Origin of the sequence: Curtobacterium sp. JUb34, from assembly GCF_003755065.1 — a bacterium.
Classification (GTDB): domain Bacteria; phylum Actinomycetota; class Actinomycetes; order Actinomycetales; family Microbacteriaceae; genus Curtobacterium.
Window position 1 is genome coordinate 729,359 of sequence record NZ_RJVH01000002.1, and the last position, 24,013, is coordinate 753,371.

The 24,013-nt window shown below is 71.7% G+C and carries 23 protein-coding genes and 2 tRNA genes; 13 read left to right on the forward strand and 12 right to left on the reverse strand.

The annotated features are described in order from the left end of the window. The first annotated feature begins 13 nt into the window (after positions 1-13). From EDF63_RS09960 to EDF63_RS09980, 5 genes are all read left to right on the forward strand, one after another. Positions 14-391 (forward strand): holo-ACP synthase, encoded by a 378-nt coding sequence (locus EDF63_RS09960; protein ID WP_123312862.1) that lies wholly within the window; start codon positions 14-16, stop codon positions 389-391. A gap of 99 nt (positions 392-490) precedes the next feature. Continuing rightward, positions 491-778 (forward strand): acyl carrier protein, encoded by a 288-nt coding sequence (locus tag EDF63_RS09965; RefSeq protein WP_123312863.1) that lies wholly within the window; start codon positions 491-493, stop codon positions 776-778. After that, positions 775-1,950 carry an acyl-CoA dehydrogenase family protein gene (locus EDF63_RS09970; protein ID WP_221180546.1) on the forward strand — a complete coding sequence of 392 codons (1,176 nt, stop codon included), beginning with the start codon at positions 775-777 and terminating at the stop codon, positions 1,948-1,950. The genes EDF63_RS09965 and EDF63_RS09970 overlap by 4 nt, the downstream gene beginning before the upstream one ends. Further along, the gene (locus EDF63_RS09975) at positions 1,947-2,915 is read left to right on the forward strand and encodes an amino acid--[acyl-carrier-protein] ligase (RefSeq protein ID WP_123312864.1); all 969 of its coding nucleotides are present in this window, start codon (positions 1,947-1,949) and stop codon (positions 2,913-2,915) included. Before EDF63_RS09970 ends, EDF63_RS09975 begins: the two co-directional genes overlap by 4 nt. Further along, on the forward strand, positions 2,912-4,498 hold the full coding sequence (locus EDF63_RS09980) for an alpha/beta hydrolase (RefSeq protein WP_123312865.1): 1,587 nt from the start codon (positions 2,912-2,914) through the stop codon (positions 4,496-4,498). The genes EDF63_RS09975 and EDF63_RS09980 overlap by 4 nt, the downstream gene beginning before the upstream one ends. A gap of 13 nt (positions 4,499-4,511) precedes the next feature. Here the strand turns inward: EDF63_RS09980 and EDF63_RS09985 are convergent, their stop codons facing one another. Together EDF63_RS09985 and EDF63_RS09990 are read right to left on the reverse strand one after the other, a co-directional pair. Then, a complete protein-coding gene (locus tag EDF63_RS09985; protein WP_185021364.1) occupies positions 4,512-5,438 on the reverse strand; it encodes an alpha/beta fold hydrolase in 927 nt (308 codons plus the stop codon). 53 nt (positions 5,439-5,491) lie between these two features. After that, on the reverse strand, positions 5,492-5,980 hold the full coding sequence (locus EDF63_RS09990; RefSeq protein ID WP_111085695.1) for a peroxiredoxin: 489 nt from the start codon (positions 5,978-5,980) through the stop codon (positions 5,492-5,494). A gap of 242 nt (positions 5,981-6,222) precedes the next feature. On the opposite strand from EDF63_RS09990, the gene aceE reads away from it, so the two are divergent. From aceE to EDF63_RS10020, 6 genes are all read left to right on the forward strand, one after another. Continuing rightward, positions 6,223-8,967, forward strand: a complete 2,745-nt coding sequence (aceE, locus tag EDF63_RS09995) for a pyruvate dehydrogenase (acetyl-transferring), homodimeric type (RefSeq protein WP_123312867.1) — start codon at positions 6,223-6,225, stop codon at positions 8,965-8,967. A 37-nt stretch (positions 8,968-9,004) separates the two neighbouring features. Beyond that, on the forward strand, positions 9,005-10,219 hold the full coding sequence (locus tag EDF63_RS10000; protein ID WP_111085717.1) for a CdaR family transcriptional regulator: 1,215 nt from the start codon (positions 9,005-9,007) through the stop codon (positions 10,217-10,219). A gap of 78 nt (positions 10,220-10,297) precedes the next feature. Next, a complete protein-coding gene (locus EDF63_RS10005) occupies positions 10,298-11,239 on the forward strand; it encodes an ACP S-malonyltransferase (protein ID WP_123312868.1) in 942 nt (313 codons plus the stop codon). Beyond that, positions 11,236-12,240 carry a beta-ketoacyl-ACP synthase III gene (locus EDF63_RS10010; protein ID WP_123312869.1) on the forward strand — a complete coding sequence of 335 codons (1,005 nt, stop codon included), beginning with the start codon at positions 11,236-11,238 and terminating at the stop codon, positions 12,238-12,240. The genes EDF63_RS10005 and EDF63_RS10010 overlap by 4 nt, the downstream gene beginning before the upstream one ends. A gap of 111 nt (positions 12,241-12,351) precedes the next feature. Next, positions 12,352-12,600, forward strand: coding sequence for an acyl carrier protein (locus tag EDF63_RS10015; RefSeq protein WP_017886710.1), 249 nt, complete (start codon positions 12,352-12,354; stop codon positions 12,598-12,600). An 83-nt stretch (positions 12,601-12,683) separates the two neighbouring features. Next, positions 12,684-13,928: a beta-ketoacyl synthase gene (locus tag EDF63_RS10020; protein WP_123312870.1), complete on the forward strand. Its 1,245-nt coding sequence runs from the start codon at positions 12,684-12,686 to the stop codon at positions 13,926-13,928. Positions 13,929-14,015: 87 nt separating this feature from the next. On the opposite strand, the gene EDF63_RS10025 is transcribed toward EDF63_RS10020, so the two are convergent. The 6 genes from EDF63_RS10025 to EDF63_RS10050 form a co-directional block, all read right to left on the reverse strand. Continuing rightward, positions 14,016-14,516 carry a DUF3145 domain-containing protein gene (locus EDF63_RS10025; protein ID WP_260233046.1) on the reverse strand — a complete coding sequence of 167 codons (501 nt, stop codon included), beginning with the start codon at positions 14,514-14,516 and terminating at the stop codon, positions 14,016-14,018. Between the two features lie 170 nt (positions 14,517-14,686). Further along, entirely contained in the window at positions 14,687-15,511 is an 825-nt protein-coding gene (locus tag EDF63_RS10030) for a DUF1684 domain-containing protein (protein ID WP_123312872.1), read from the reverse strand. After that, entirely contained in the window at positions 15,508-16,581 is a 1,074-nt protein-coding gene (locus EDF63_RS10035; protein ID WP_311316883.1) for an AI-2E family transporter, read from the reverse strand. Before EDF63_RS10035 ends, EDF63_RS10030 begins: the two co-directional genes overlap by 4 nt. A gap of 61 nt (positions 16,582-16,642) precedes the next feature. Continuing rightward, a tRNA-Ile gene (locus EDF63_RS10040) sits at positions 16,643-16,717 on the reverse strand. Between the two features lie 10 nt (positions 16,718-16,727). Beyond that, positions 16,728-17,939, reverse strand: a complete 1,212-nt coding sequence (locus EDF63_RS10045) for a glycosyltransferase (RefSeq protein ID WP_123312873.1) — start codon at positions 17,937-17,939, stop codon at positions 16,728-16,730. Positions 17,940-18,084: 145 nt separating this feature from the next. Further along, positions 18,085-18,999, reverse strand: coding sequence for a DMT family transporter (locus tag EDF63_RS10050; RefSeq protein ID WP_185021365.1), 915 nt, complete (start codon positions 18,997-18,999; stop codon positions 18,085-18,087). Positions 19,000-19,038: 39 nt separating this feature from the next. Between EDF63_RS10050 and def the strand changes: the two genes are divergently transcribed. Continuing rightward, positions 19,039-19,614: a peptide deformylase gene (gene def / locus EDF63_RS10055; protein WP_123312874.1), complete on the forward strand. Its 576-nt coding sequence runs from the start codon at positions 19,039-19,041 to the stop codon at positions 19,612-19,614. Between the two features lie 17 nt (positions 19,615-19,631). Here def and EDF63_RS10060 read toward each other — a convergent pair whose 3' ends face one another. Further along, positions 19,632-20,120, reverse strand: a complete 489-nt coding sequence (locus EDF63_RS10060; RefSeq protein WP_123312875.1) for a hypothetical protein — start codon at positions 20,118-20,120, stop codon at positions 19,632-19,634. Positions 20,121-20,261: 141 nt separating this feature from the next. Here EDF63_RS10060 and EDF63_RS10065 point away from each other — a divergent pair, with 141 nt between their 5' ends. After that, positions 20,262-21,680: a glycosyltransferase family 39 protein gene (locus EDF63_RS10065; protein WP_148061765.1), complete on the forward strand. Its 1,419-nt coding sequence runs from the start codon at positions 20,262-20,264 to the stop codon at positions 21,678-21,680. Positions 21,681-21,781: 101 nt separating this feature from the next. Here the strand turns inward: EDF63_RS10065 and EDF63_RS10070 are convergent. The 3 genes from EDF63_RS10070 to EDF63_RS10080 all read right to left on the reverse strand — a co-directional run bounded on the left by EDF63_RS10070 (position 21,782) and on the right by EDF63_RS10080 (position 23,908). Then, positions 21,782-21,854: transfer RNA gene (locus EDF63_RS10070), tRNA-Asn, on the reverse strand. A gap of 126 nt (positions 21,855-21,980) precedes the next feature. After that, positions 21,981-22,982 carry a D-isomer specific 2-hydroxyacid dehydrogenase family protein gene (locus EDF63_RS10075; protein WP_260233047.1) on the reverse strand — a complete coding sequence of 334 codons (1,002 nt, stop codon included), beginning with the start codon at positions 22,980-22,982 and terminating at the stop codon, positions 21,981-21,983. Beyond that, positions 22,979-23,908: an ATP-binding cassette domain-containing protein gene (locus tag EDF63_RS10080; RefSeq protein ID WP_123312877.1), complete on the reverse strand. Its 930-nt coding sequence runs from the start codon at positions 23,906-23,908 to the stop codon at positions 22,979-22,981. Before EDF63_RS10080 ends, EDF63_RS10075 begins: the two co-directional genes overlap by 4 nt. Positions 23,909-24,013: the final 105 nt, after the last annotated feature.

Genomic DNA, 24,013 nt, shown 5'->3' on the forward strand with positions numbered 1-24,013 from the left:
GTAGCCTGCAGCCATGAGCACGATCCGGACCGGGACCGACCTCGCCGCGGTCGAGGACGTGGTGGCGGGCATCTCGGCGCACGGCGAGCGCTACCTGGACCGGCTCTTCACCGTCCGGGAGCGCACCGACGCGGGCGACGACCCGGAGCGCCTGGCCGCCCGGTTCGCGGGCAAGGAGGCCGTGGTGAAGCTCCTCCGCCCCGCACCGGACCAGGCGATCCCGCTGCGCGAGGTGGCGATCGTCCTCGACGACCACGGCGCGCCGACGGTGGAGCTGACCGGGACCGCCGCCGCCCTGGCCGATGCGATCGGGTGCGGCGCGATCGCGGTGTCCCTCGCGCACGAGCGGGGTCTGGCCGTCGCGACGGCGGTGGCGCTCTCCGACCGCTGACGTCCGCCTGTGCCGCGGCACAGGCGGTGCGGATCGCGTGCGGTTTCCCGCACCCGCACGGCGGTTTCCCGAGGCCCGGTTCTCCTTATGGTTGCCAGCATGGACCAGGAACACCAGCACTCGAGCACGACCGCGACGCTGCTCGACCCCACGATCGAACAGGCCGTGCGCCGCGCACTCGCCGACCACGGGCGCCTGACCGTGGACGCACAGGACGTCGCCTCGATCGCCGACCTGTACGCGCTCGGGCTGTCGTCGCACGCCACCGTGAACGTCATGCTCGCGGTCGAGTCCGAGCTCGACGTCGAGTTCCCCGACTCGGTCCTGAACCGCTCCACCTTCGCCACCGTCGAGTCGATCGTCGCCGCTGCGGAGCTCGCCTCGTGACCCTGACCCTGCCGACGACACCGGTCGTCGACCGCTTCGCCGAGCGCGCCGCCGCCGTGGCTGCGGTCGCCGCCCAGTTCGCGGACGAGGTCGACCGCGACGCCCGCCCGCCGCGCGAGGCCATCGCGGCCATGCGCGAGTACGGGCTGCTCGCCGCCGCCGTTCCCACGGAGCACGGTGGCGAGGGCGCATCCGTGTCCGAGCTCTCGGCGATCGCCACCGAGCTCGGCCGGGCCTGCGCCGCCACCGGCATGGTCTTCGCGATGCACCAGGGCCAGGTCATGGCGCTCTGGCGGCACGGCGGCGACGGTGCCGGCGTGCTCGACACGATCGCCGCGGTCCGGGACGGCGCGCTCGTCGCCTCGGCCACCACGGAGCGCGGGGTCGGCGGCGACGCCCGCCGTTCGACCTGCTCGATCGAGGCCACCGACGACGGCCGCATCCGCCTGCGCAAGGACGCGCCGGTGATCTCGTACGCGACCGAGGCCGACGCGGTGTTCGTCACCGCCCGCCGCGACCCGGACGCCCCGGCCTCCGACCAGCGCCTGCTCATCTGCCGGACCGACTCGATGGTGCTCTCGCAGACCTCGACCTGGGACACGATGGGCCTGCGCGGGACCTGCAGCAACGGCTGGATCCTCGACACCGAGACCACCGTCGATCGGGTGTTCCGCGACGACTACGCGGCGATCTCGGCGCAGACGGTCCTGCCGGTCTCGCACGTGCTCTGGGCCTCGGTCTGGCTCGGCATCGCCGCCTCGGCGAGCGAGCGCGCCCGGACCGCGGTCCGCAAGCAGGCGCGTGCAGCGATCGGGACGACCCCGCCCGGAGCGCTCCGGCTCGCCGAGCTCCTGGTCGACCTGCAGGCCCTCGCCGACTCCGTCCGGCACGCCGCCGAGCGGTTCGACGCCGCGGCCGACGACCCCGAGGTGCTCGCCTCGAGCGCCTACGCCCTCGCGGCGAACGCCCTCAAGATCGGTGCGTCCGAACGCGTCACCGACATCGTCACCAAGGCGCTCCGCATCGTCGGGATCGCGGGCTACGCGGCCTCCGGCCCGATGAGCATCGCCCGACACCTCCGAGACGCCCACGGTGCCGCCGTCATGGTGAGCAACGACCGTCTCCTCAAGAACGACGCCGACCTGGCCCTCATGACGGGAGTGATCCTGTGACCCTCACGGACCCCACCACCAGCACGACCACCGCGACCAGCACCACCGCGCCGGACCTCGACGCCGCGCGGGCCGCCCTCCGTGCCCGCCTGCTCGCCGACCGCGTGCTCATCGACCTCGGCTCCCCCGGGCTGTACGGCCGGACCGGCGTGTTCGAGCGCGTGTACACGGCCGTCGACGACGCGGCCGTCCGCAGCCAGCAGGACCTCGACGCCGAGGTGCTGCGGTTCCCGCCGGTCGAGCCGCTCGCCGCGTTCGAGCGCACCGACTACATCGCGTCGTTCCCGGACCTCGCCGCGTCGATCTCCGGCTTCACCGGCGACGACCGCACGCACCGGGCACTGCTCGCCGCCCGCGAGCGCGGTGAGCGGTGGGAGGGCTTCCTCGAGCCCGCCGACCTCATGCTCACCCCCGCGGTCTGCCACCCGGTGTACGGCCTGGTCGGCGACACGATCCCGCAGGAGGGCCGCTGCTTCGACATCGTCGGCGACTCGTTCCGCCGCGAGCCGTCGCTCGACCCGATGCGCCTGCAGGCCTTCCACATGCACGAGTTCGTGCACATCGGCACGCCGGCGTCGGCCCAGCAGCACCGCGACGGCCGGATCCCGGTGATGCGCGAGCTGCTCGAGTCGTTCGGGCTCGAGATCGACGTGGTCCCAGCCAACGACCCCTTCTTCGGTCGCGTCGGGCAGATGCTCGCCCGCAACCAGGTCGAGCAGGCGCTGAAGTTCGAGTTCGTCACGCCCGTCTACGGCGACGACCACCCGACCACGGCGATCAGCTCGGCGAACCTGCACGAAGACCACTTCGGCACCTCGTTCGGTCTCCGCACCGCCGACGGCGAGGTCGCCCACAGCGCCTGCATCGCCTTCGGACTGGAGCGCATCACCATCGCCCTGTTCGCCGCACACGGCACGGACGTCGACGCCTGGCCGGCGTCGGTCCGCGCGGCGCTCGCGCTGTGACGACGCTGCACGGGTGGTCCGGTTCGCCGGCCGTCCGCGCCGCCGTGCAGCTGCCGCCCGCTGCGCGGGCCGGGGTCGTCATCTGCCCGCCGCTGGGGCAGGAGGGCGTCATCGCGTACCGCACGCTCCGCCTGCTCGCAGACCGCCTGGAGGCCCGTGGCATCGCCTCGGTGCGCTACGACCCGTCCGGACGTGGTGACGGCGCACCCGACACCGACCCCGACGCCCAGGTCCGGTCCGCGCGCCACGCGGCCGCCGTGCTCCGCACGTCCGGGGTCCGGCACGTCGCGTTCGTCGGGCTCGCCTCGGCAGCCCTCGTCGCCGCGACCGCCGCCGAGGAGACCGACGCCCTGCTCGTCTGGGACGCCCCGGCCTCGGGCCGCGGCTGGCTCCGCCGCCAGCGCGCGCTGGCGACCATCACCATCGGCTCCGAGCGGTTCGTGGACGGCGTCGAGAGCCTGATCGGCATCGAGGTCGAACCGGACGAAGCGGCAGCGCTCTCCGCCCTGGCGTTCGCGCCGCGCACCGGTCCGACCGTGGCGCTCGTGCGACCGGAGACCCGTGCCCCGAAGACCCTCGGGCCCGTCGAGACCGTCGAGGTGCCCGGCAGTGCCGAGCTGCTCGACGGCACGAGCATCCACGCGCGGATCCCCGGAGCCGCCGTGGACGCCGCCGTCACCTGGCTCGACGTCTGGGCCCCCGCGGCGTCGGGACCGGTCGTGCCGCCCGTGCTCGACGAGGTCCTGGACGTCGACGGCCGGGTGTCCGAGCGCATCGTCCGCCTCGGTCCGGACGAACTGTTCGCCGTCGAGACCGTCTCGTCCGCACAGCACCACGACGCTCCCCTGGTGGTCCTGCACAACGGTGCCGCCGAGCACCGGGTCGGAGCCACCGACTACCAGGTCGACCTCGCCCGGGCGCTCGCCCGTGACGGTGCCCGCGTCGTCCGGGTCGACCGCCGGGCCACCGGTGAGAGCTCCACCGTGCGCGACGACGAACGCAGCTTCCTCTTCGCCCAGGAGTGGGTCGAGGACCAGTCCGCCGTCGTCGCCGACCTCGGCACCCCGTCGGACCGCCTGGTGCTCGTCGGCATGTGCGCCGGCGCCTGGCTCGCCGGTCGGTCCGTCGACGAGGCACCCCGCCTGGTCGTCGAGATCAGCCCGAACGACTACCGCCGGCAGCCGGCCGCCCCCGGCAGCTACGAGGACGCCGTGCGGGCGATCGACGCCCCCTCGTCCGGTCGCCTGTGGGTCCGCCAGCGGTACAACGCCGTCGTGCCGAAGGCCCTGCGCGAGTGGATCGCCCGGCGGGACCGCGTCGGCGGCGTCGTCGAGCACGTCCGACCGCTCGTGGAGCACGGCACCGACGTCGTCGTGATCGCCGCTCCGGACGACGCCGCCCTGTTCGACCGGCTCGGCGGCCAGAAGGCCTTGCGCCGCTACGGCGGGGTCGGCCGGCGCGGCTCGGTGTCGATCGTGCGGGTCGAGGACGGCGACCATTCGCTGTTCTCCCCCGTGATGCGCCGAGCCGTCCGCGCCGAGGTGCGTTCCCGCGTCGCGGCGACGTTCCCCGTCCCCGCCTGATCGTCCGGAGGGGTCAGGTGAGCCCGAACTCGCGCGCCACGGCGTCCGGGTGCTCGACGTGGGCGAAGTGCCCGCAGTCGTCGAGCAGCACCGTGCGGAGCTGCGGCACGAGCTCCCGCACGGCCTCGAGGTCCGAGACGCGCGCGAACACGTCGTCGCGCCCGGCGATCGCGGCGACCGGGCAGGCGATGTCGCGCCAGCGACCGAGGTCGTAGCCGGCCGCGGTCCGTGCCGCGTCCGTGAACCGGGTCGGCCGGAGCTCCTGGACGAAGGCGTCGAGCACGCTGCGGTCGAGGCGTCGCACGTGCGTGAACACCGGAGCAGCGAGCAGCGGCAGCAGCCCGACACGGGACAACGCTCGGAGCACCGGCCGCGCGGCTTCGCCGGTGATCGACAGCCCCGCACGCAGCAGCGTGAACGCCGGCAGCGTCCGGAGCGCCCGGACAGGGTGCCGTGCGGCGTCCGCCGTCGCGACGGTCGTGCCGGACACCAGGGCCACCGACCGCACGCGCAGGGGCGCCACGACCGCCAGGTGCATCCCGACGAACGCGCCCATCGAGTGCCCGAGGACGTCCACCGTCGCGATCCCGAGCGCGTCCAGCACCGTGGTCAGCGACCCGGCGACGTCGTCGAGGTCGAACGGGTGTGCCGGTGCCGGGGACGATCCCCACCCCGGCAGGTCGACGACCACGAGTCCCCGGTCGCCGACGCCGTCGGCAGCGGTCAGCAACGGGGTCCAGGTCGACCAGGATCCCGCGACGCCGTGCAGCAGCAGGAGCGGGTCGGGGCCGGGCCGGTGGTGCACCACGACGGGTCCGGCGGGCGTCGGGACCTCGGTGCGCCGGAGGTGCCACGTGGCGGGCGTGGGCGACACCGGGTACGGGGCGTAGGCCTCGGTGGTGACCACACGGTCACGTGCGTCCGTGTCGATGGCGTGCACCGGGCCTCCTGTCCGCTGTCGACGCGGATGCGTCGCAGGAGGGGTTCGGAACGCTAGCCGACCGGGACGGGTGCGGTGCAGGCGGCGAGCCGGTCGAGGGCTGCCTTGTACTCCGCGACGTCGCGCTGCAGGCCGGGCTCGGTGATGATCGAGGCCTTGATGCGGCCCTGCACGTCGATCACGAAGGTCGCGCGGGTGGCGAAGCCCTTGTGCTCGAGGAAGACGCCGTACTCCTTCGAGACCGCGCCGTGCGGCCAGAAGTCGGCGAGGAGCTCGAAGTCGTAGCCGTTGAGCTCGGCGAACGACCGGAGCGTCGCCTTGGAGTCGACCGAGATGCCGATCAGCTCGACGCGCTGGTCCTGGAACATCGCGACGTTGTCCTGCAGGGCGCAGAGCTCGTTCGTGCAGTTCGACGAGAACGCCAGCGGGAAGAAGACGAGTGCGACCGGGCGGTTGCCGCGGAAGTCGCTGAGTCGGACGTGCTCACCGAACTGGTTCGGGAGCTCGAAGTCCGGCGCGAGAGAGCCGATCTCGAGAGCCATCGGTACGTGTGCTTCTTCCTCGGGTGTGGGGTGTGCCCGTCGGGTCCGTGCGCACGCGGGTCGCGTGTGCACGATCGGCCATGCTACGCCGACGACACGCGAAAGCAAGCACCCGTCCACCTGCACGGCACCATCAGCATCCGAGTCGGTGCTGGGGCCTAGAGTGGACGGGGCCCCATCCGGTCGCGACCCGACCACCGGAGCCACCATGTCCACCACCACGAGAACGAACGAGGTCAAGGGTGACGGTGAACGACCAGGACCCGTACAGCACCGGGGCGAACGACCAGGACCCGCAGGAGACCGCCGAATGGCGTGAGTCCCTAGACGGATTGGTCCAGACCCACGGACACCAGCGCGGTCGCGAGATCATGCTGAGCCTGCTCAAGCGGTCCAAGGAACTGCACCTCGGTGTGCCGATGGTCCCGACGACGGACTACGTGAACACCATCGCGCCGGAGAACGAACCCGAGTTCCCCGGCGACGAGGAACTGGAGCGCCGGTACCGCCGGTGGATCCGCTGGAACGCGGCCATCACGGTGCACCGCGCGCAGCGTCCGGGCATCAGCGTCGGCGGCCACATCTCGACGTACGCGTCGAGTGCCGCGCTGTACGAGGTGGGCTACAACCACTTCTTCCGTGCGCAGGACCACGCGTCCGGCGGCGACCAGGTCTTCTTCCAGGGCCACGCCTCCCCCGGCATGTACGCCCGCGCCTACATGGAAGGGCGTCTCGGCGAGGACCAGCTCGACGGGTTCCGTCAGGAGAAGTCCCACGCCGGCGGCGGCCTGTCGTCGTACCCGCACCCGCGCCTCATGCCGCACTTCTGGCAGTTCCCGACCGTGTCGATGGGCATCGGCCCGATCAACGCGATCTACCAGGCGCAGCAGGCCAAGTACCTGACCAACCGCGGCATCAAGGACGCCTCCGACCAGCAGGTCTGGGCCTTCCTCGGCGACGGCGAGATGGACGAGGTCGAGTCGCGCGGACAGCTCCAGGTCGCCGCGAACGACGGTCTCGACAACCTGAACTTCGTCATCAACTGCAACCTGCAGCGGCTCGACGGTCCGGTGCGCGGCAACGGCAAGATCATCCAGGAGCTCGAGGCGTTCTTCCGCGGTGCTGGCTGGAACGTCATCAAGGTCGTCTGGGGGCGTGAGTGGGACGACCTGCTCGCCCGCGACACCGAGGGCGCACTGCTCAACCTGATGAACCAGACGCCGGACGGCGACTACCAGACGTACAAGGCGGAGAACGGCGCGTACGTCCGCGAGAACTTCTTCGGGCGCGACCCGAAGGCGCTCGAGCTCATCGAGGGCTACAGCGACGACCAGGTCTGGAACCTCAAGCGCGGTGGCCACGACTACCGCAAGGTCTACGCCGCGTTCAAGGCCGCGACCGAGCACAAGGGCCAGCCGACGGTCATCCTGGCGAAGACGGTCAAGGGCTACGGCCTCGGCCCGAGCTTCGAGGGGCGCAACGCGACCCACCAGATGAAGAAGCTCACGCTCGACAACCTCAAGCAGTTCCGCGACGAGATGCGCATCCCGGTCACCGACGCGCAGCTCGAGGAGAACCCCTACACGCCGCCGTACTACCACCCGGGCAACGACGACGAGGCGATCCAGTACATGCACGAGCGTCGTCAGGCGCTCGGCGGCTACGTGCCGGAGCGTCGCACGAAGCACACCTCGATCACCCTGCCCGAGGACTCGAAGTACCAGGTCGTGAAGAAGGGCTCCGGCAAGCAGGAGATCGCCACCACCATGGCGTTCGCCCGACTGCTGAAGGACCTGCTCCGCTCCCCGGACTTCGGCGACCGCGTCGTCCCGATCATCCCGGACGAAGCGCGCACGTTCGGCATGGACGCGTACTTCCCGTCGGCGAAGATCTACAACCCGAACGGCCAGCACTACACGTCGGTCGACCGGGAGCTCCTGCTGGCCTACAAGGAGAGCCCGCAGGGCCAGATCATCCACGTCGGCATCAACGAGGCGGGCGCCCTGGCGGCGTTCACCGCGGTGGGCACCTCGTACTCGACGCAGGGCGAGCCGCTCATCCCGGTCTACGTCTTCTACTCGATGTTCGGGTTCCAGCGCACCGGCGACGCGATCTGGGCGGCGGGCGACCAGATGGCCCGTGGCTTCATGATCGGCGCCACCGCCGGTCGCACGACCCTGACGGGTGAGGGCCTGCAACACGCCGACGGCCACTCGCTGCTCCTCGCGACGACGAACCCGGCCGTGGTGTCGTACGACCCCGCGTACGGGTACGAGATCGGGCACATCGTGCAGGCCGGCCTCGACCGGATGTACGGCACGAACGAGGACGGCTCGCCCAAGCACAGCGACCCGAACGTCATGTACTACCTGACGGTCTACAACGAGCCGATCGTCCAGCCGGCGGAGCCCGAGGGCGTCGACGTCGACGGGATCGTCAAGGGCATGTACCTGCTCAAGCCGAGCGAGCACGACGGCCCGAAGGCCCAGCTGCTCGCGTCCGGTGTGGCGGTGCCGTGGATCCTCGAGGCGCAGCAGCTCCTCGCCGAGGACTGGGGCATCTCCGCCGACGTCTGGAGCGTCACGAGCTGGGGTGAGCTGTACCGCGACGGTCTCGACGCGGAGCAGCACGCGTTCCTCAACCCGAACGAGTCGCCGCGCACGCCCTACGTCACCGAGCGCCTGCTCGCCACCGAGGGGCCGGTCGTCGCGGTCAGCGACTTCATGCACCAGGTGCAGGAGCAGATCCGTCCGTTCGTGCCGACCGACTACGCCACGCTCGGCGCCGACGGCTTCGGCTTCTCGGACACCCGTCCGGCCGCGCGCCGCTTCTTCCACATCGACGGCCCCTCGGTCGTCGTGCGGACGCTGCAGCAGCTCGCCCGCCAGGGCAAGGTCGACGGCGCACTCGTCCAGCAGGCGATCGACAAGTACCGCCTGCACGACGTGACCGCCGGCACCACGGGCAGCGCGGGCGGCGAGAGCTGATCAGCCGGTGACGCCAGTCCGACCGGACACCGAGGGCCTGTCCAAGGCCCAGAGCCAGGAGAGCGCGCGCGAGCGGGCGCTCTCCTGGCTCCGTCAGGTGTCCGGGGAACTCTCCACCGCCACCATCAAGCGGCTCGAGGACACCCTCCCCTGGTACAGCGAGATGCCACCGGGGCGCCGCTCCGCTGTCGGGCTCGTCGCCCAGGCGGGCATCACCTCGTTCATCAGCTGGCTCGAGGGCACCGCGTCGACGCCGTGGATCGCCGCAGCCGACGTCTTCGGATCGGCTCCGCGTGAACTCCTGCGCTCGGTGAGCCTGCAGCAGACCTTGCAGCTCATCCGCGTGGTCGTCACCGTGGTCGAGGAACGCGCCGCCGACGACGAGATGCTGCAGGAGGCGATCCTCAAGTACTCGCGCGACATCGCCTTCGCGGCGGCGGACGTCTACGCCCGCGCCGCCGAGGCCCGCGGGCTGTGGGACGCCCGACTCGAGGCGCTCGTGGTGGACTCGATCCTGTCGGGCGAGTACGACGACGAGCTCCCGTCCCGGATCGCGGCCCTCGGCTGGCACGGACACGGCGAAGTGGCAGTGCTCGTCGGCACGGCGCCGAAGCAGCTCGAGGTCGACCAGGTCCGCCGCACCGCCCGTCACATGGACGCCGACGTGCTCGTCGGGGTGCAGGGCTCGCGGCTCGTCGTGGTGATCGGCCGCTCCACCCCGCGGGACGACGTGCCCGAGGGCGAGGACCCGGTGTCGTTCACCGCCATCGCGCAGGCGCTCGAACCGCTGTTCGGCGAGGGCCACCTGGTCCTCGGCAACGAGGTCCCCGGGGTCGTCGACGCCTCCACCAGCGCGAAGGCGGCCCTCGCCGGGTTCGCCGTCGCACGCGCCTGGCGGGGCGTGCCGCGTCCGGCGCTGGCCGACGACCTGCTCCCCGAACGCGCCCTGGCCGGCGATCCGCTCGCCCGGTCAGCCCTGGTGCAGCGCATCTACGTGCCGTTGAAGGACCAGTCCACCGAACTCCTGCAGACCCTGTGGTGCTACCTGGACACCGGGCGGTCGCTCGAGGCCACGGCGCGCGAGCTCTTCGTGCACCCGAACACCGTCCGCTACCGCCTGCGCCGCGTCGCGGACATCATCGGGTGGGACGCCACGCACGCGCGGGACGCCCTGATCGTGCAGTCCGCCCTGATCCTCGGCGCCATGTCGGAATCGGCCACGGGTCGACGCCGGATCACCCCGCGCCGGTAGGGAACCGACAATGTCACGCGGGGTTTCGTGTGGGAAGCCCACACGGGCCCCGCGGTGCATGAGCGACAGGATTGTCCGGTGATCGTCGTCGTCGCGCCCGGACAGGGCTCCCAGACCCCCGGCTTCCTCGCCCCCTGGCTCGAGGACGCCGCCGTTCGTGAACGTGTCGGGCAGTGGTCCGAGTCGATCGGGGTGGACCTCGCCGCGCACGGCACCACGTCGGACGCCGACACCATCAAGGACACCGCGCTCGCACAGCCGCTCATCGTCGCCGCCGGTCTCGTCACCGCCGACGCCCTGCTCGCCGACGGCCGCCGTGCGCTGGTCGGCGGGGTCGCCGGACACTCGGTCGGCGAGTTCACCGCCGCCGCGGTCGCCGGGATCCTCGAACCGACCGACGCCGTCTCGCTGGTCGCCGAGCGCGGCCGGGCCATGGCGGACGCCGCTGCGCTCGAGCCGACGTCGATGGCCGCCGTCCTCGGTGGCGACGCCGACGCCGTCGCGGCCGCACTGCAGCAGCACGGACTCGTCCCCGCGAACCACAACGGTGGCGGCCAGACCGTCGTCGCCGGCGCCGCCGACGCCATCGCCGCGCTCGTCGCCGACCCGCCCGCAAAGGCCCGCGTGATCCCGCTCGCGGTCGCCGGCGCGTTCCACACCCGGTACATGGCCCCCGCCGTCGAGCGGGTCGCCCCGGTCGCCGCCGCCGCCACGGTGCAGGACCCGACCCTGCCGATCTGGACGAACGCCGACGGCTTCCGGGTCGACGACGGTCGCCGGTTCGTCGACCTGATGGTCCAGCAGATCGCGAACCCCGTGCACTGGGACGCGGTGATGGAGTCCTTCGCCGCCGCCGGCGTGACCGGCATCATCGAGCTCGCACCGGCCGGTGCCCTCGTCGGCCTGGCGAAGCGCGGCCTGCGCGGCACGCCGTCCGTCGCCATCAAGACCCCCGAGGACCTGCCCGCAGCGATAGACCTGCTGCAGCGCGCGGGCCAGGAAGCAGACGCATCCGCATGACCGAACGCCCCGCACTCTCCCAGCGCCGCGGCCACGAGTTCACCCGCATCCTGGCGTTCGGCGCCGCCCGCGGTGAGAACGTCGTGCCGAACGACGACCTCGTCGGCCCGATCGACTCGTCCGACGAGTGGATCCGCCAGCGCACCGGCATCATCACCCGCAAGCGCGCCGGCAAGGACGTCGAGGCCGTCGACCTCGCCGAGACCGCCGCGCGCGAGGCGATCGAGAAGGCCGGCATCGAGCCGTCGCAGATCGGCGTCGTCCTGGTCAGCACCGTGACGCACACCGTCGCGACGCCGTCGATGGCGTCGCTGCTGGCCGAGCGGATCGGCGCCACCCCCGCGGCCGCGTACGACATCAGCGCCGCCTGCGCCGGGTACGCCTACGGCATCGCCCAGGCCGACTCGTTCATCAAGTCCGGACTCGCCGACCACGTCCTGGTCGTCGGGGCCGAGAAGCTCAGCGACGTGGTCGACCCGACCGACCGTTCGATCTCGTTCCTGCTCGGTGACGGCGCCGGCGCGGCCGTCGTCGGCCCGAGCGACTTCCCCGGCATCGCCCCCACCATCTGGGGTTCCGACGGCTCCAAGTGGGACGCCATCGGCATGACCGCGACCTACAACGAGTGGGAGGCCGGCGCACCCCGCCCGACCATGCGCCAGGCGGGCCAGACGGTCTTCCGCTGGGCCGTGTGGGAGATGGTCAAGGTGGCCCGCGAAGCCCTCGAGACCGCCGGCGTCCGGCCCGAGGACCTCGCCGCGTTCGTGCCGCACCAGGCGAACATCCGCATCATCGACGAGTTCGCGAAGCAGCTCGGCCTGCCCGAGTCCGTCACGATCGCCCGCGACATCACCACCACCGGCAACACCTCCGCCGCGAGCATCCCGCTCGCCACGCACCGCCTGCTCGAGGAACACCCCGAGCTGTCCGGCGGGCTCGCGCTGCAGATCGGCTTCGGTGCCGGACTCGTGTTCGGCGCGCAGGTCGTCGTGCTCCCCTGAACCCACCCGGCCGCGCACCCGCGCGACCACCCCGACCAGCCTCCGGGCGCGAGCACGCTGCGTGCCCTAGGCTGGTCCACGGTCAAACGACACCCCCTCAAGGAGAAACTCATGGCCCTGTCCAACGAAGAAGTCCTCGCCGGCCTGGCCGAGCTGATCAACGACGAGACCGGTATCGCCACCGACACCGTCGCCGCCGACAAGTCCTTCACGGATGACCTCGACATCGACTCCATCTCGATGATGACCATCGTGGTCAACGCCGAGGAGAAGTTCGACGTGAAGATCCCGGACGAAGAGGTCAAGAACCTCAAGACCGTGGGCAACGCGGTCGACTACATCGTCAAGGCCCAGGCCTGACACGAGCTTCCTGAGCGCCGCGGCCAGCGGTCACCGTCGGCCGCGGCGCTCATCTTGTTCCCCAACGAAAGAACCGTCGTTCCATGACCAAGAAGACCGTCGTCGTCACCGGGATCGGTGCGATCTCACCCCTCGCCGCGACTGCCCCGGAAACGTGGGACGCGCTGCTCGCCGGCAAGTCCGGCATCACCCGCATCGAGGACCCGCGCTACGCCGAGCTCGAGCTCCCCGTGGAGTTCGCCGGCCAGGCGCGCCGGTTCCTCACCGACCAGCTCACCCGCCCCGAGTCGAAGCGCCTGGACCCGTCCTCGCAGCTGTCGCTCGTCGCGGCGCGTGAGGCGTGGGCCGACGCCGGCATCGACGCCGAGTCCGTCGTCCCCGAGCGCCTCATCGTCGACTGGGCGACCGGCATCGGCGGCGTGAACACCCTGCTCGACGCCTGGGACACCCTGCGCGAGAAGGGTCCGCGTCGGGTCCTGCCGATGACGGTCCCGATGCTCATGGCGAACGGCCCGGCCGCCGCCATCGAGATGGAGTTCGGCGCCCGTGGCGGCGCCCGCACCTACCTGTCGGCCTGCGCCTCGTCGACCGAGTCCCTGGCCGAGGCCTACCGCCACGTCGCCGACGGGGACGCCGACATCGTCATCACCGGTGGCGCCGAGGCCGCCCTGCACCCGCTGCCGCTGGCGGCGTTCGCGGCGATGCAGGCCCTGTCCCGCCGCAACGACTCCCCCGAGACCGCGTCGCGTCCGTACGACGTCACGCGTGACGGTTTCGTGCTCGGTGACGGCGCAGCGGCGCTCATCCTCGAGTCGAAGGAGCACGCCGAGGCCCGCGGGGCGACGATCTACGCCGAGGTCGCCGGAGCCGGCATCACCTCGGACGCGTTCCACATCACGGCACCGGACCCCGAGGGCAGCGCTGCCGCCCGTGCGGTCCTGCAGGCGCTCGACCACGCCGGCGCCAGCCGCGAGGACGTGGTGCACGTCAACGCGCACGCCACCTCGACGCCGGTCGGCGACGTCGCCGAGTACCACGCGATGCGTCGCGTCTTCGGCGACCACCTCGACGACATCGTCGTGTCGGCGACCAAGGCGTCGACGGGTCACCTGCTCGGCGGTGCCGGTGCGATCGAGGCCGCGTTCACGGTCCTCGCCCTGCACAACCGCGTCGCACCGCCCACGATCAACCTGCACGACCAGGACCCGGAGATCGTCATGGACGTCGCGCGCGAGCCGCGTGCGCTGCCCGACGGCGACCTGCTCGCGGTGAGCAACTCGTTCGGCTTCGGCGGCCACAACGCCGTGGTCGCGTTCCGCAGCGTCTGATCCGTCGCACCCTGCCAGGAGGCCCGTCCCGCATCGTCGGGGCGGGCTTCCGTCATCCCGTGGCACCGTCCAGTGCCGGACAGCGCGTCAGCCGACGCGGTGCAGCCAGACGACGGGATTGCCCTCGGCCGCGTGGCGGAAGGGCTCGAGCTCGTCGTCCCACGCCTGGCCCAGGGCGAGTCGGAGCTCGCGGTGGAGTTCGAGCGCGTTGCTGCCCGCGACCTCCATGGCGTAGCGGACGCGGTCCTCGGGGATGACCATGTTGCCCGTGACGTCGGTCTGCGCGTAGAACACCCCGAGGTCGGGGGTGTGCATCCAGCGGCCGCCGTCGGACTCGGTCGTCGGCTCCTCGGTGACCTCGTAGCGCAAGTGCTCCCAGCCGCGCAGCGCGGAGGCGATCGCGGCACCGGCACCCACCGCACCGGTCCACGTGAACTCGGTCCGACGTGCTCCGCCCTGTGCCGGCTGGTCGAGCCACGAGAAGTTCACGGCGCGGTTCATCGCGCGACCTGCTGCCCATTCGACGTGCGGGCAGAGCGCGCGGGGTGAGGAGTGCACGTAGAGCACTCCTGTCGTCGTTCCGTTCACGGTTCCTCCGATACGTCAGGTGCGACTTCCCCATCGACCTGGTGCGGAGGATCCGAGCGGCTGCGAGCCATGGAACCATTCGGTATGCGATTGTGATGTCCCGACAGGACACGCCCATTATGCAGCGTTCCGGCTGGGAACGGCAAGGACCTCGCCGGGTGCGATCCGGTTCAGTGCAGGACGGTGCCCGCGGCGTCGACGGGGTGCCGCTCCCCCGCCGTGATCGGCACGCTGACGCGGTTCTCCTCGGGCGGGATCGGGCAGGCGAACTGGTACGAGAACGCGCACGGCGGCAGCACCAGCAGGTTCCAGTCGAGCGCGACCGTGCCCGCGGCGCCCGGGTCGTCGAGGTACAGGAACCGGCCCATCGAGTACGTGCTGCCGGAGTCGTCCTCGGGCAGGGCGCTCGTGGCGTCCTGCACGATGAGCTGCAGCCGGGGCGCACCCCGGAACGCTGCCGACCGGACCGCGACGAACCGGACCGTGGTACCGCCGACGGTCGTCTCGATGTGCCCGGAGACCGGCAGGGCGTCGCCGGCGGCGTCGAGGACACTGCCACGGGCCTCCCGGTCGGCACCGGGACCATCCCCCAGCGGGACGTACGTGCCGGACCGCACCCAGTCGTCGGACCGGTCGAACCGGGCGATCCGCGCGAACCGCTGGATCGGCTCCGCGGCCGGGTCCCAGACGCGCAGCGTCGAACCGGACACGGTGCCCGCGAAGCCCTCGGGGAACACGACGACGGACGGCACCACGGCGGTGTCACCGGCGACGAGGACGGTGCCGCCCACCGGCACTTCGTCCACGACGACGCCGTCGGCAGCGGCAGCCGTCACGGTGAGGCCGCCGGCCGTCGGCGCCCAGGTGCCCGGCACCGGCCACACCGGCTGCGGGTGGTCGACGCGCTGGGCGTTCACGAGCGCGAGCGGACCCCGGGGGCCGCGCGCCCAGCGATCGCGTTCGGCGACGTGGGCGGCGAAGGCGGCGTCGATCACGCCAGCTCCTGGCGCGGGTAGATGACCTTCTGCACGATGATGATGACCGACGCGGCAACGGGCAGGGCGACCAGGGCACCGAGCACGCCGCCGATCGTGCCGCCGGCCACCGCGGCGATGACCACGAGGGCACCGGGCACCTGCACGGCACGCGACATGATGCGCGGCGAGATCAGGTAGGCCTCGACCTGCATGTAGACGAGGTAGTAGATCGCCGCGGCGAGGGCGGTCGCGGGCGACGCGAACAGGCAGAGCAGCGAGATCACGACCGCGGCGCCGAGGGTGCCGACGAGCGGGATGAGTGACCCGAGGAACGCGAACGACGCCAGCAGCACCGGCAGCGGTGCACCGATGATGAGCAGGAACACCAGGCTCAGGATGCCGTTGATGAGCGCCTGCGACACCTGCCCGACGACGTACCGACCGACCGCCTGGGTGATCTGCTCGCTGACGTCGATGAAGTTCTCGCGGCGGGACGCCGGCACGAACCGGTACGCCGCACGCTTCATCCCCCGCATCGACGCGAGGAAGTAGAGCATCAGGATGAGGACGATGAGGACGCCGGTGAGCCCGGAAAGGATGCCGCTGCCGACCGCCAGGATCCCGCCGCCGACGCTCAGCAGGTTGCCCGGGTTCTCGACGAACGACTGCACGGACTCGAGGGCGTGGTCGATGTCGAACGACCCGGCGAACTGCTTCGACAGGTCCTGCACCCACTGCTGCTTCGAGATGTCGTCGACGACCTCGGGGAAGTTCTGGATCAGGTTCGTCGCCTGCTCGACCAGGATCGGGACGACCGCGAACACGACGGCGGCGAACACCCCGAGGACGCCCACCACGACGATCGTGATCGCCGCCCACCGCGGGATGATCCGCTCGAGGAACGACACGAGCGGGTCGATGCCCAGCGCGAGGAACAACGCGACCCCGATGTAGACGAGGACGGTGCTGAGCTCGCCGATGATGGTGCCGGCGAGCAGGGCGACGAGCACACCGATGGCACCCATGAACCCGATGCGGAAGGCGTTGACGCGCACGCCGGTGCCACCACGGGTCACCTCGAACGTCACGTTGGGCGTCGGGCTGTGGTCCTCTTGCTGCGACGTGTCGCGCTTTCTCGGCAGGTGCACGTAGGGCGGGCGGGACTTGAACCCGCGAATCGTTCGGTTATGAGCCGACTGCCTTGACCAGCTTGGCTACCGCCCCTCGACGACCCTCAGGCCACCGGTTCCCCACGATACAGCGCCTCGAACGTCGAGAGCGTGCGGTTGATGTCGTGTGCCTCGATCATGGCCGTACTGCGCTGCCGCATCGCCGTGTACTCCGCTTCGGGGGCCGTGAGCACGGCCTCGAGCTTGGCGGCGAGGTCGTGCTCGTCGCCCGGGACGAACAGGTACCCGTTGCCGTCGATCAGGTGGGGCAGGGCCATCGAGTCCGCGGCGACGACCGGCAGTCCGGACGCCATCGCCTCGAGCGAGGAGATGCTCTGGAGCTCGGCGGTCGAGGGCATCGCGAACACGGTGCCGTTCGTCAGGGCGGTGCGCTTGGCCTCGTCAGAGACGAACCCGAGGAAGCGGACGCGGTCCTCGAGCCCGAGCTCCTTCGCCAGGGCGGTCAGCTTCGGGATCATCTCGCCGTCGCCGACGATCGTCAGGGTCGCCGCCAGCGAACCGGGCAGCAGGGCCACGGCGCGGACCAGGACGTCGAGGTTCTTCTCCGGCGCGACCCGGCCGACGAACACGATGTCGTTGTTCGCCGGACGGCCCTCGCGCGCGACGTAGCGGGACGCGTCGATCCCGCACGAGATGGCGAGCACCCGCTGCCCGGCGATGGCCTTCCGCAGGTAGTCGGCGGCCAGGTTGGTCGGCGTCGTGATGGTGTCCGCGAGCCGGTAGGTCTTCGCGGCGTCGCTCCACGCGATCTTCAGCGCGATCGGCAGCGTCCACTTGCCGAACGGCGTGTACTCGAGCAGGTTCTCGGGCATGAAGTGGTTCGTCGCGACGACCCGGATGCCGCGCGCGTTCGCCTCGGGGACGATGCCGCGACCGATGACGACGTGCGACTGGATGTGCAGGACGTCCGGCTTGACGGCGTCGAGGATCGGGCCGGTCCACTTCCTGACGCTCCACGGCCACACGAAGCGCAGCCAGGCGTGCAGCGGCCACTTGTACGACTTCAGGCGGTGCACGACGAGGGTCACGCCCTGGTGCTCCTCGTCGAAGGTGCCGTACTGGCGGCTCGACGCCGGGGCGACGACGTGGACCTCGTGCCCGCGCTCGGCCAGGCCGACGGCGAGCTGCTCGGCGAAGGTGGCGGCGCCGTTGACGTCCGGCGGGAAGGTGTCCGCGGCGATCAGGACGCGCAAGGGTCGGTGTCCGCCCGTCGCACCCGTCGGTTCGGCGGTGGCGGTGGTGACGTCTCCTGACACGGCGGGCGTCGTCCTCTCGTGGGCGATTGCTGGTCGGACTGCGACGGTACCGCACCTGGTTCCGCTGCCGCGTCAGCCGCGCGGAGGACCCCGTGGTACCCCGGGGTGACCGGGTCGTCGCCACCGCACCGCGGTGCGACCGTGGTCAGGCGCGGGTCTGCGGGTGGTGCTTGGCGAGCAGGAACACCCCGGTGATGGCGATGCCGGCCGCGACCACGAACCCGGCGACCGCACCCCACGGCGCCCCGGACGCCTCGTCGAGGACGATGACGCCGATCCCGACCGCGACGATCGGGTCAATGACCGTCAACCCCGCGATCACCAGGTCGGCCGAGCCGCTCGAGTACGCGTTCTGCACGAAGTACCCGCCGAGCGACGCAGCCACGACCACCCCGACGATCGCCAGGACCGTCAACCAGTCGAACGTGCCGTTCACGAAGCGGTTCAGCACGACCTTCGCCAACGTCGCCACGAAGCCGTACAGCACGCCGGCGCCGACGATGTAGTAGAGCGCGCTCTTGTGCTTGGCCACGAGCCGGAACGACACGAGCACCAGGACGAGCACCACGGCCAGGATCACCAGGACGGTGACGAGCTGCTGGCGGGTGATGGCGCTCTCGTGCCCGACGAAGGCCGCGATGCCGACGAAGATCGCGACACCGATGATGCACGTCCACACCGCACGCCGCGCGCGACGCCCCAGCGGCACGCCCGACGACCGGGACGAGAACCACGTCGTGATCACGAGCGCGACGGCACCGAGGGGCTGCACCACGATCAGGGGCGCGAACGTGATGCTCACCAGCTGCAGGACGACCGCGATGCCGAGCATCAGCGTGCCGAGCACCCAGGAGCCGCTCGAGAGCAGGCCGACCACGTGCCGGACGCTCAGTCCCTTCGACTGCCGCCCGAGCCGTGCCTCGACCCGCTGCACGCCGCGACTCTGGAACTGCGCACCGAGGGACAGGAACACCGCACCGATGAGCGCGACCGGGATCATGAGCGCCTGGAACGGCGTGAGGTTGCTCACTGCGTCCGGCAGCTGGAGGTCCGTCGTCACGCGTCGAGGCTACCGTTCCGTGCCGGATAACCTGGGTGAATGGCCGTTCTCCCGATCCGCATCACCGGCGAACCCGTCCTGCACGAGCGTGCAGCCGAGGTCACCGAGTTCGACGACGACCTCCGTTCGCTCGTCGCCGACATGTTCGAGACCATGGACCTCGCCCCCGGCGTCGGGCTGGCCGGACCCCAGGTCGGCGTCGGCAAGCGCCTGTTCGTGTACTCGTACACCGACGACGACGAGGTGCTGCACCGAGGCGCCGCCGTGAACCCCGTCCTGTGGATCAGCCCGCCGGTCCCCGAGTCGGTCGACGAGCTCGACGAGGACGACGAGTCCGAGGGCTGCCTGTCCGTGCCGGGCGAGCGCTTTCCGCTCCGACGTTCCGGCAGCGCACTGCTCCGCGCGTTCGACGAGCACGGCGAACCCTTCGAGGTCCGGGCCGACGGTTGGCTCGCGCGCGTCTTCCAGCACGAGTACGACCACCTGGACGGCTGGCTCTACGCCGACCGCCTGGTGCACCCCTACGGCAAGCAGGTCGCGAAGGCGATCCGCAAGAACAGCTGGGGCGGCCCGGGCCAGTCGTGGCTGCCGGGTCGCGACCACCCCGAGGGCTGACGGCCAGGAGGCCCGGCTCAGCTCCGGTACGTCGACAGTGCGTCGCGCAGGTGGTCGGTCTCCGGGTGCCCGGGGCAGTACTGCAGGAGCCCTGCGGCGACGTGCGCGGCGCCGTCGTCGGCCACGGCCGACGTCCACGGGTCCGTGCCGGTCACGGCGCAGGTGCTCGCGAGCTCGACGAGCGTCGCGTCACCGCGGGCCGCGTCGACCGCGGCCTGCTGCTGCGCCGACGGCACCGAGCCCGTGAGCCGCTTCGCGGTGCACGAGGTCCGTTCGTCCTCCCACACCGCGGAGTACGTCGTGTAGGTCTCGGGGTCGCCGTCGTCGCACACGAACGCGAACACGACCGGCGAGGCACCCGACCCGAGCCCGGTCTCCGAACTCGTGGGTTCCTCGGACGAGTCGGTGTCCGGTCCGGCACCGCTGCACCCGACCAGCACCGGCGCGACCACGACCGCGAGCAGCACGCCGAGGAGCGCGGCGCGGGGCGGACGGGATCGGTGCACCTGTGAACGCTAACAGCAACTGCCCGGCAGGAGCCGCACGGCCGCTCCTGCGATGATGGTCGGGCACGCCCCGCCCTGGAGGTCCTCATCCCCCGCCTGCACTCCCGCCCCGTCCGCGTCGCCGCCCTCGTGGTCGTCGCCGTGGCTGCCCTGTTCGTCGCCGTCTGGCACCTCGGCCGCCCGACCATCGTCAACGACGAGTTCGTGTACCTGCGGGCGAGCTGGGCCTACGTGCACGGCAACTTCTCGCTCAACCTCGAACACCCACCGACGGCGAAGTACCTGTACGGCATCGCGCAGCTCGTCGTCGGGCAGGGACCGCTCGGGCCCCGCCTGGTCGCCGCGGCCGCGATGCTCGGCACCGGCGTGGTCCTGCTCGTCTGGTTGCGGCGCGAGGTCGGGTTCTGGACGGGGCTCCTCGCCGCCGGCGCGTGGTGGCTCACGCCGCGCGGGTCCGGCGCCAGCTGGGCCGAGGCCGGCTCGGTCATCGGCGCGCGGATCGACCGCTTCGCGATGCTGGAGCCCCTGATGGTCTTCTTCGCGGTCGCCTCGCTCGCAGCCGCCTGGACCTGGATGCGCACCGGCAACCGCTGGTGGATCGCGGCCGCGGGTGCGCTGCTCGCGATGTCGGTGACGTCGAAGGTCTCGACCGCGGTGCTCGTGCTCGCGATCGGCGCGTTGCCGCTGCTGTTCCGGCGCTGGCGCGACCTGGGCGTCGGTGCACTGTTCGGCGGCGTCGCGTTCGTGGTCGTGTTCGTGCTCCTGTACCTGCCGGTGGGGCTGTTCACCGCCATCGGGCACATGCTGAAGTTCCAGGCGCAGCAGAACGCGCACGGACACCCGACGACGATCCTCGGCACGATCTACCCCGCGGCCCCGTGGTGGGCGAACTTCGCGTTCCTGGCGGCCGGCACCGGCTGGTTGCTGCTCTCGGTGCTGCTCGTCGGCGTCGTCTGCGCGTTCGCGATCCGGCCGGACCGGCTCGTCGCGTACCTCGGCATCGCGCTCGGCGTCTTCCTCGTCTTCTACGTCATCGTCGCGAACGTCTCGCTCCCCTACTACTACGACGCGTGGATGCCGCTCGTCATCGCGCTCGCGGCGATCGGGTTCGCCCGGCTGGCCGCGGTGCGCCCGCCCGTCGGTCGCATCGTGGCCACGGTGCTCGTGGCGTCGTTGCTCGTGCCGGCGGTACGGCTCGGCGTCGCGGTGGCGCAGTCCCGTCCGAGCGGCATCGCCCTGCTCTCCGATGCGCTCCAGGTGCGCGGCAAGGACTCCGAGGGCGTGCTGTTCGCCCGGTTCAGCGCGAACACCTGGCGGATCTACCTGCCCGAGCGTGGCACGCAGAAGCCGCAGTACGGACCCTTCGACGCGATCGTCGTCGGGCACGACGACCGCCGCGCCATGCCGCACCAGGTCACGGAGTTCCTGTCCGAGTACGCCGACCAGCTCGACCACTTCCGGCTCGACTACCTCGACGTCTACGTGACCAAGACCGGCACGATCAACGACAACAACCGTGACGGCACGCTCCGCATCGAGCCGGACACCCACGCGTCCTGACCGGCGCGCCCGCACGACGGGCGGCCGTGGGCACCGCCCCCTGAAACACAAACGCCCCGGAAACGCAAACGGCCCGGATCCGTGAGGATCCGGGCCAGACGCTCCCCGAGTTGGACTCGAACCAACAACCTGCCGGTTAACAGCCGGCTGCTCTGCCAATTGAGCTATCGAGGATCACTGTCCGCTGGCGAATGTCGTGCGAACAACGGGTAACAGCATAGCAGCACCGTGGGGACACTCACCGCATCGGACACGCCGCCCGGGCGCGCCGCGACGCGGACCCCGGTGCAGCACTGTTCCTCAGTACCCGGCGACCGGGTCGACGACGCCGACGAACCCCTCGCCACTGCCGGCGAGGAACGCCGTGGTGTTGAGCCGCACCCGCTCGGCGAGCAGCGGCGCGACCATCTCCGGGGTGTCCGCCTGGTGCGGCGTGATGACCGCGCCGGGCTCCGACCACAGCGGGTGGCCGTCTGGCAGCGGCTCGGGGTCGGTGACGTCGAGCCCCGCGCCGGCGATCGCACCGGTGCGCAGGGCGTCGACCAGGGCGTCGGTGTCGACGAGTCCCCCGCGGGCGACGTTCACGAGCCGGGCAGACGGCTTCATGCTCGCGAACTGCTGCGCACCGAACAGCTTCGCGGTGCCCGAGGTCATGGCGGCCGCGATCATCACGACGTCGGCGACGGGCAGGACCGCGTCGAGCTGGTCGGTCGTGACGGTGCGGGAGGCGCCGTCCACCGGGTCGGCCGAGCGACGCACCACGGTGACGTCGACGTCGAACGGGGCGAGCAGGCGGATGTACTCGAGCGCGATCCCGCCCGCGCCGATGACGAGGACGTTGCGCCCGTACAGCGACACACCCTCGGGCTCGGTCGCCCACGAGGACGCGCGGGCGCGCTTCGGCAGCACCCGCAGCGTCCCGAGCGTCAGGGCCAGGGCGTGCTCGGCGACGGGTTCGGCGTACGCGCCCTTCGCCGAGGTGAAGAGCACGCGGTCACCGTGCTCCTGGATGAGGTGCGCGAAGGCGTCGACGCCGGCGAACGGCAGCTGCACCCAGCCGACACCCGGAGCGGCGTCGAGCGCGTCGGCGAGGCCGGACGGGTCGCGGGGGTCCAGCCAGATGAGCCCGCGGGTCTGGGCGTCGAGCGGCGCGACGGTCCCGCCGGCCTCGGTCACCGCGGTGACGTGCAGGTCGGTCGGTTCCGGCAGCACGGCGACGGGACCGGACTGCGGCGCGTCGATCGGCAACGGTGCGCCGGAGGTCGGGACGACGGCGCGGTGGCCTCGGGCGGCGGTGCTCACGGGTTCTCCTGTCGGTCCGTGCGGGGGCCGGTGCCGGCGGCGACCGGTCGGCGCGGCGCCGTCGAGCGGCGCGGGGCGGTGGGCGCCGGACGTCGCTTGACGCCGCGAGCCGCGGTCGCGGCCAGGGTCTTCACGTAGGGGTCGACGGGGTTGTCGAGGACCTCGTCGAAGGTGCCGAGGCCGACCAGCCGGGCGTCGGCCATCACGGCGACGCGGTCCGCCAGGGCACCGGCTTCGCGCAGGTCGCTGGACACCACGACGGCGGAGAACTGCCGGTTGCGCTGCAGGGTCGCCAGTGCCTCGAGCACCGACTGGCGCACGAGCACGTCGACGCCGCGGGCGGGCTCGTCGGCGACCAGGAGCTGCGGTTCCAGCACGAGGGCCCGCGCCAGGGCGACGCGCTGCCGCTGCCCGCTGGACAGTTCCCACGTGTTCAGGCGCATCACACCGAGCGGCAGGTGCACGGCGTCGACCAGTCGGGCGACGATCAAGCCGGCCTCCTTCCGGTCGAAGCGGCGGTCGCGCTGGTAGATCGGTTCGGCGATGGCCTCGCCGACGGTCAGGTCCGGGCTGAGCCGGTCGGCACCGTCCTGCGGCAGGTAGCCGATGCGTCCGCTCAACCGCTCGAGCTTGCGTGACGAACCGCGCAGACCGCGGGTCTTCTGGCCGAGGACGGTGAGTTCGCCCCCGACGATGTGGCGACGGAGCGCACCGTCGCCCTCGCCGTGCGACCCGAGCTGGCCCGCGATCGCGGCGGCGAAGGTCGACTTGCCGGACCCCGACTCCCCGAGCAGCGCGAGGATCTCGCCCTGCCGCACGGTCAGGCTGACCCCGTCGACCGCGCGGATCGGCTCGGACCCCCGTCCGCCCCGGTACTCGATCGACACGTCGTCCGCGACGACCGCCGGTCCGTTGACCGCGATCATGGGTCCCCTTCCACGCCGCCCCCTGGCGGCGGTTCGCGACGGACCGCGCTGGCAGGACCGTCGTGCGTACAGCTGTGGAGGCGACCGCCCAGGAGGCCCGGCGTG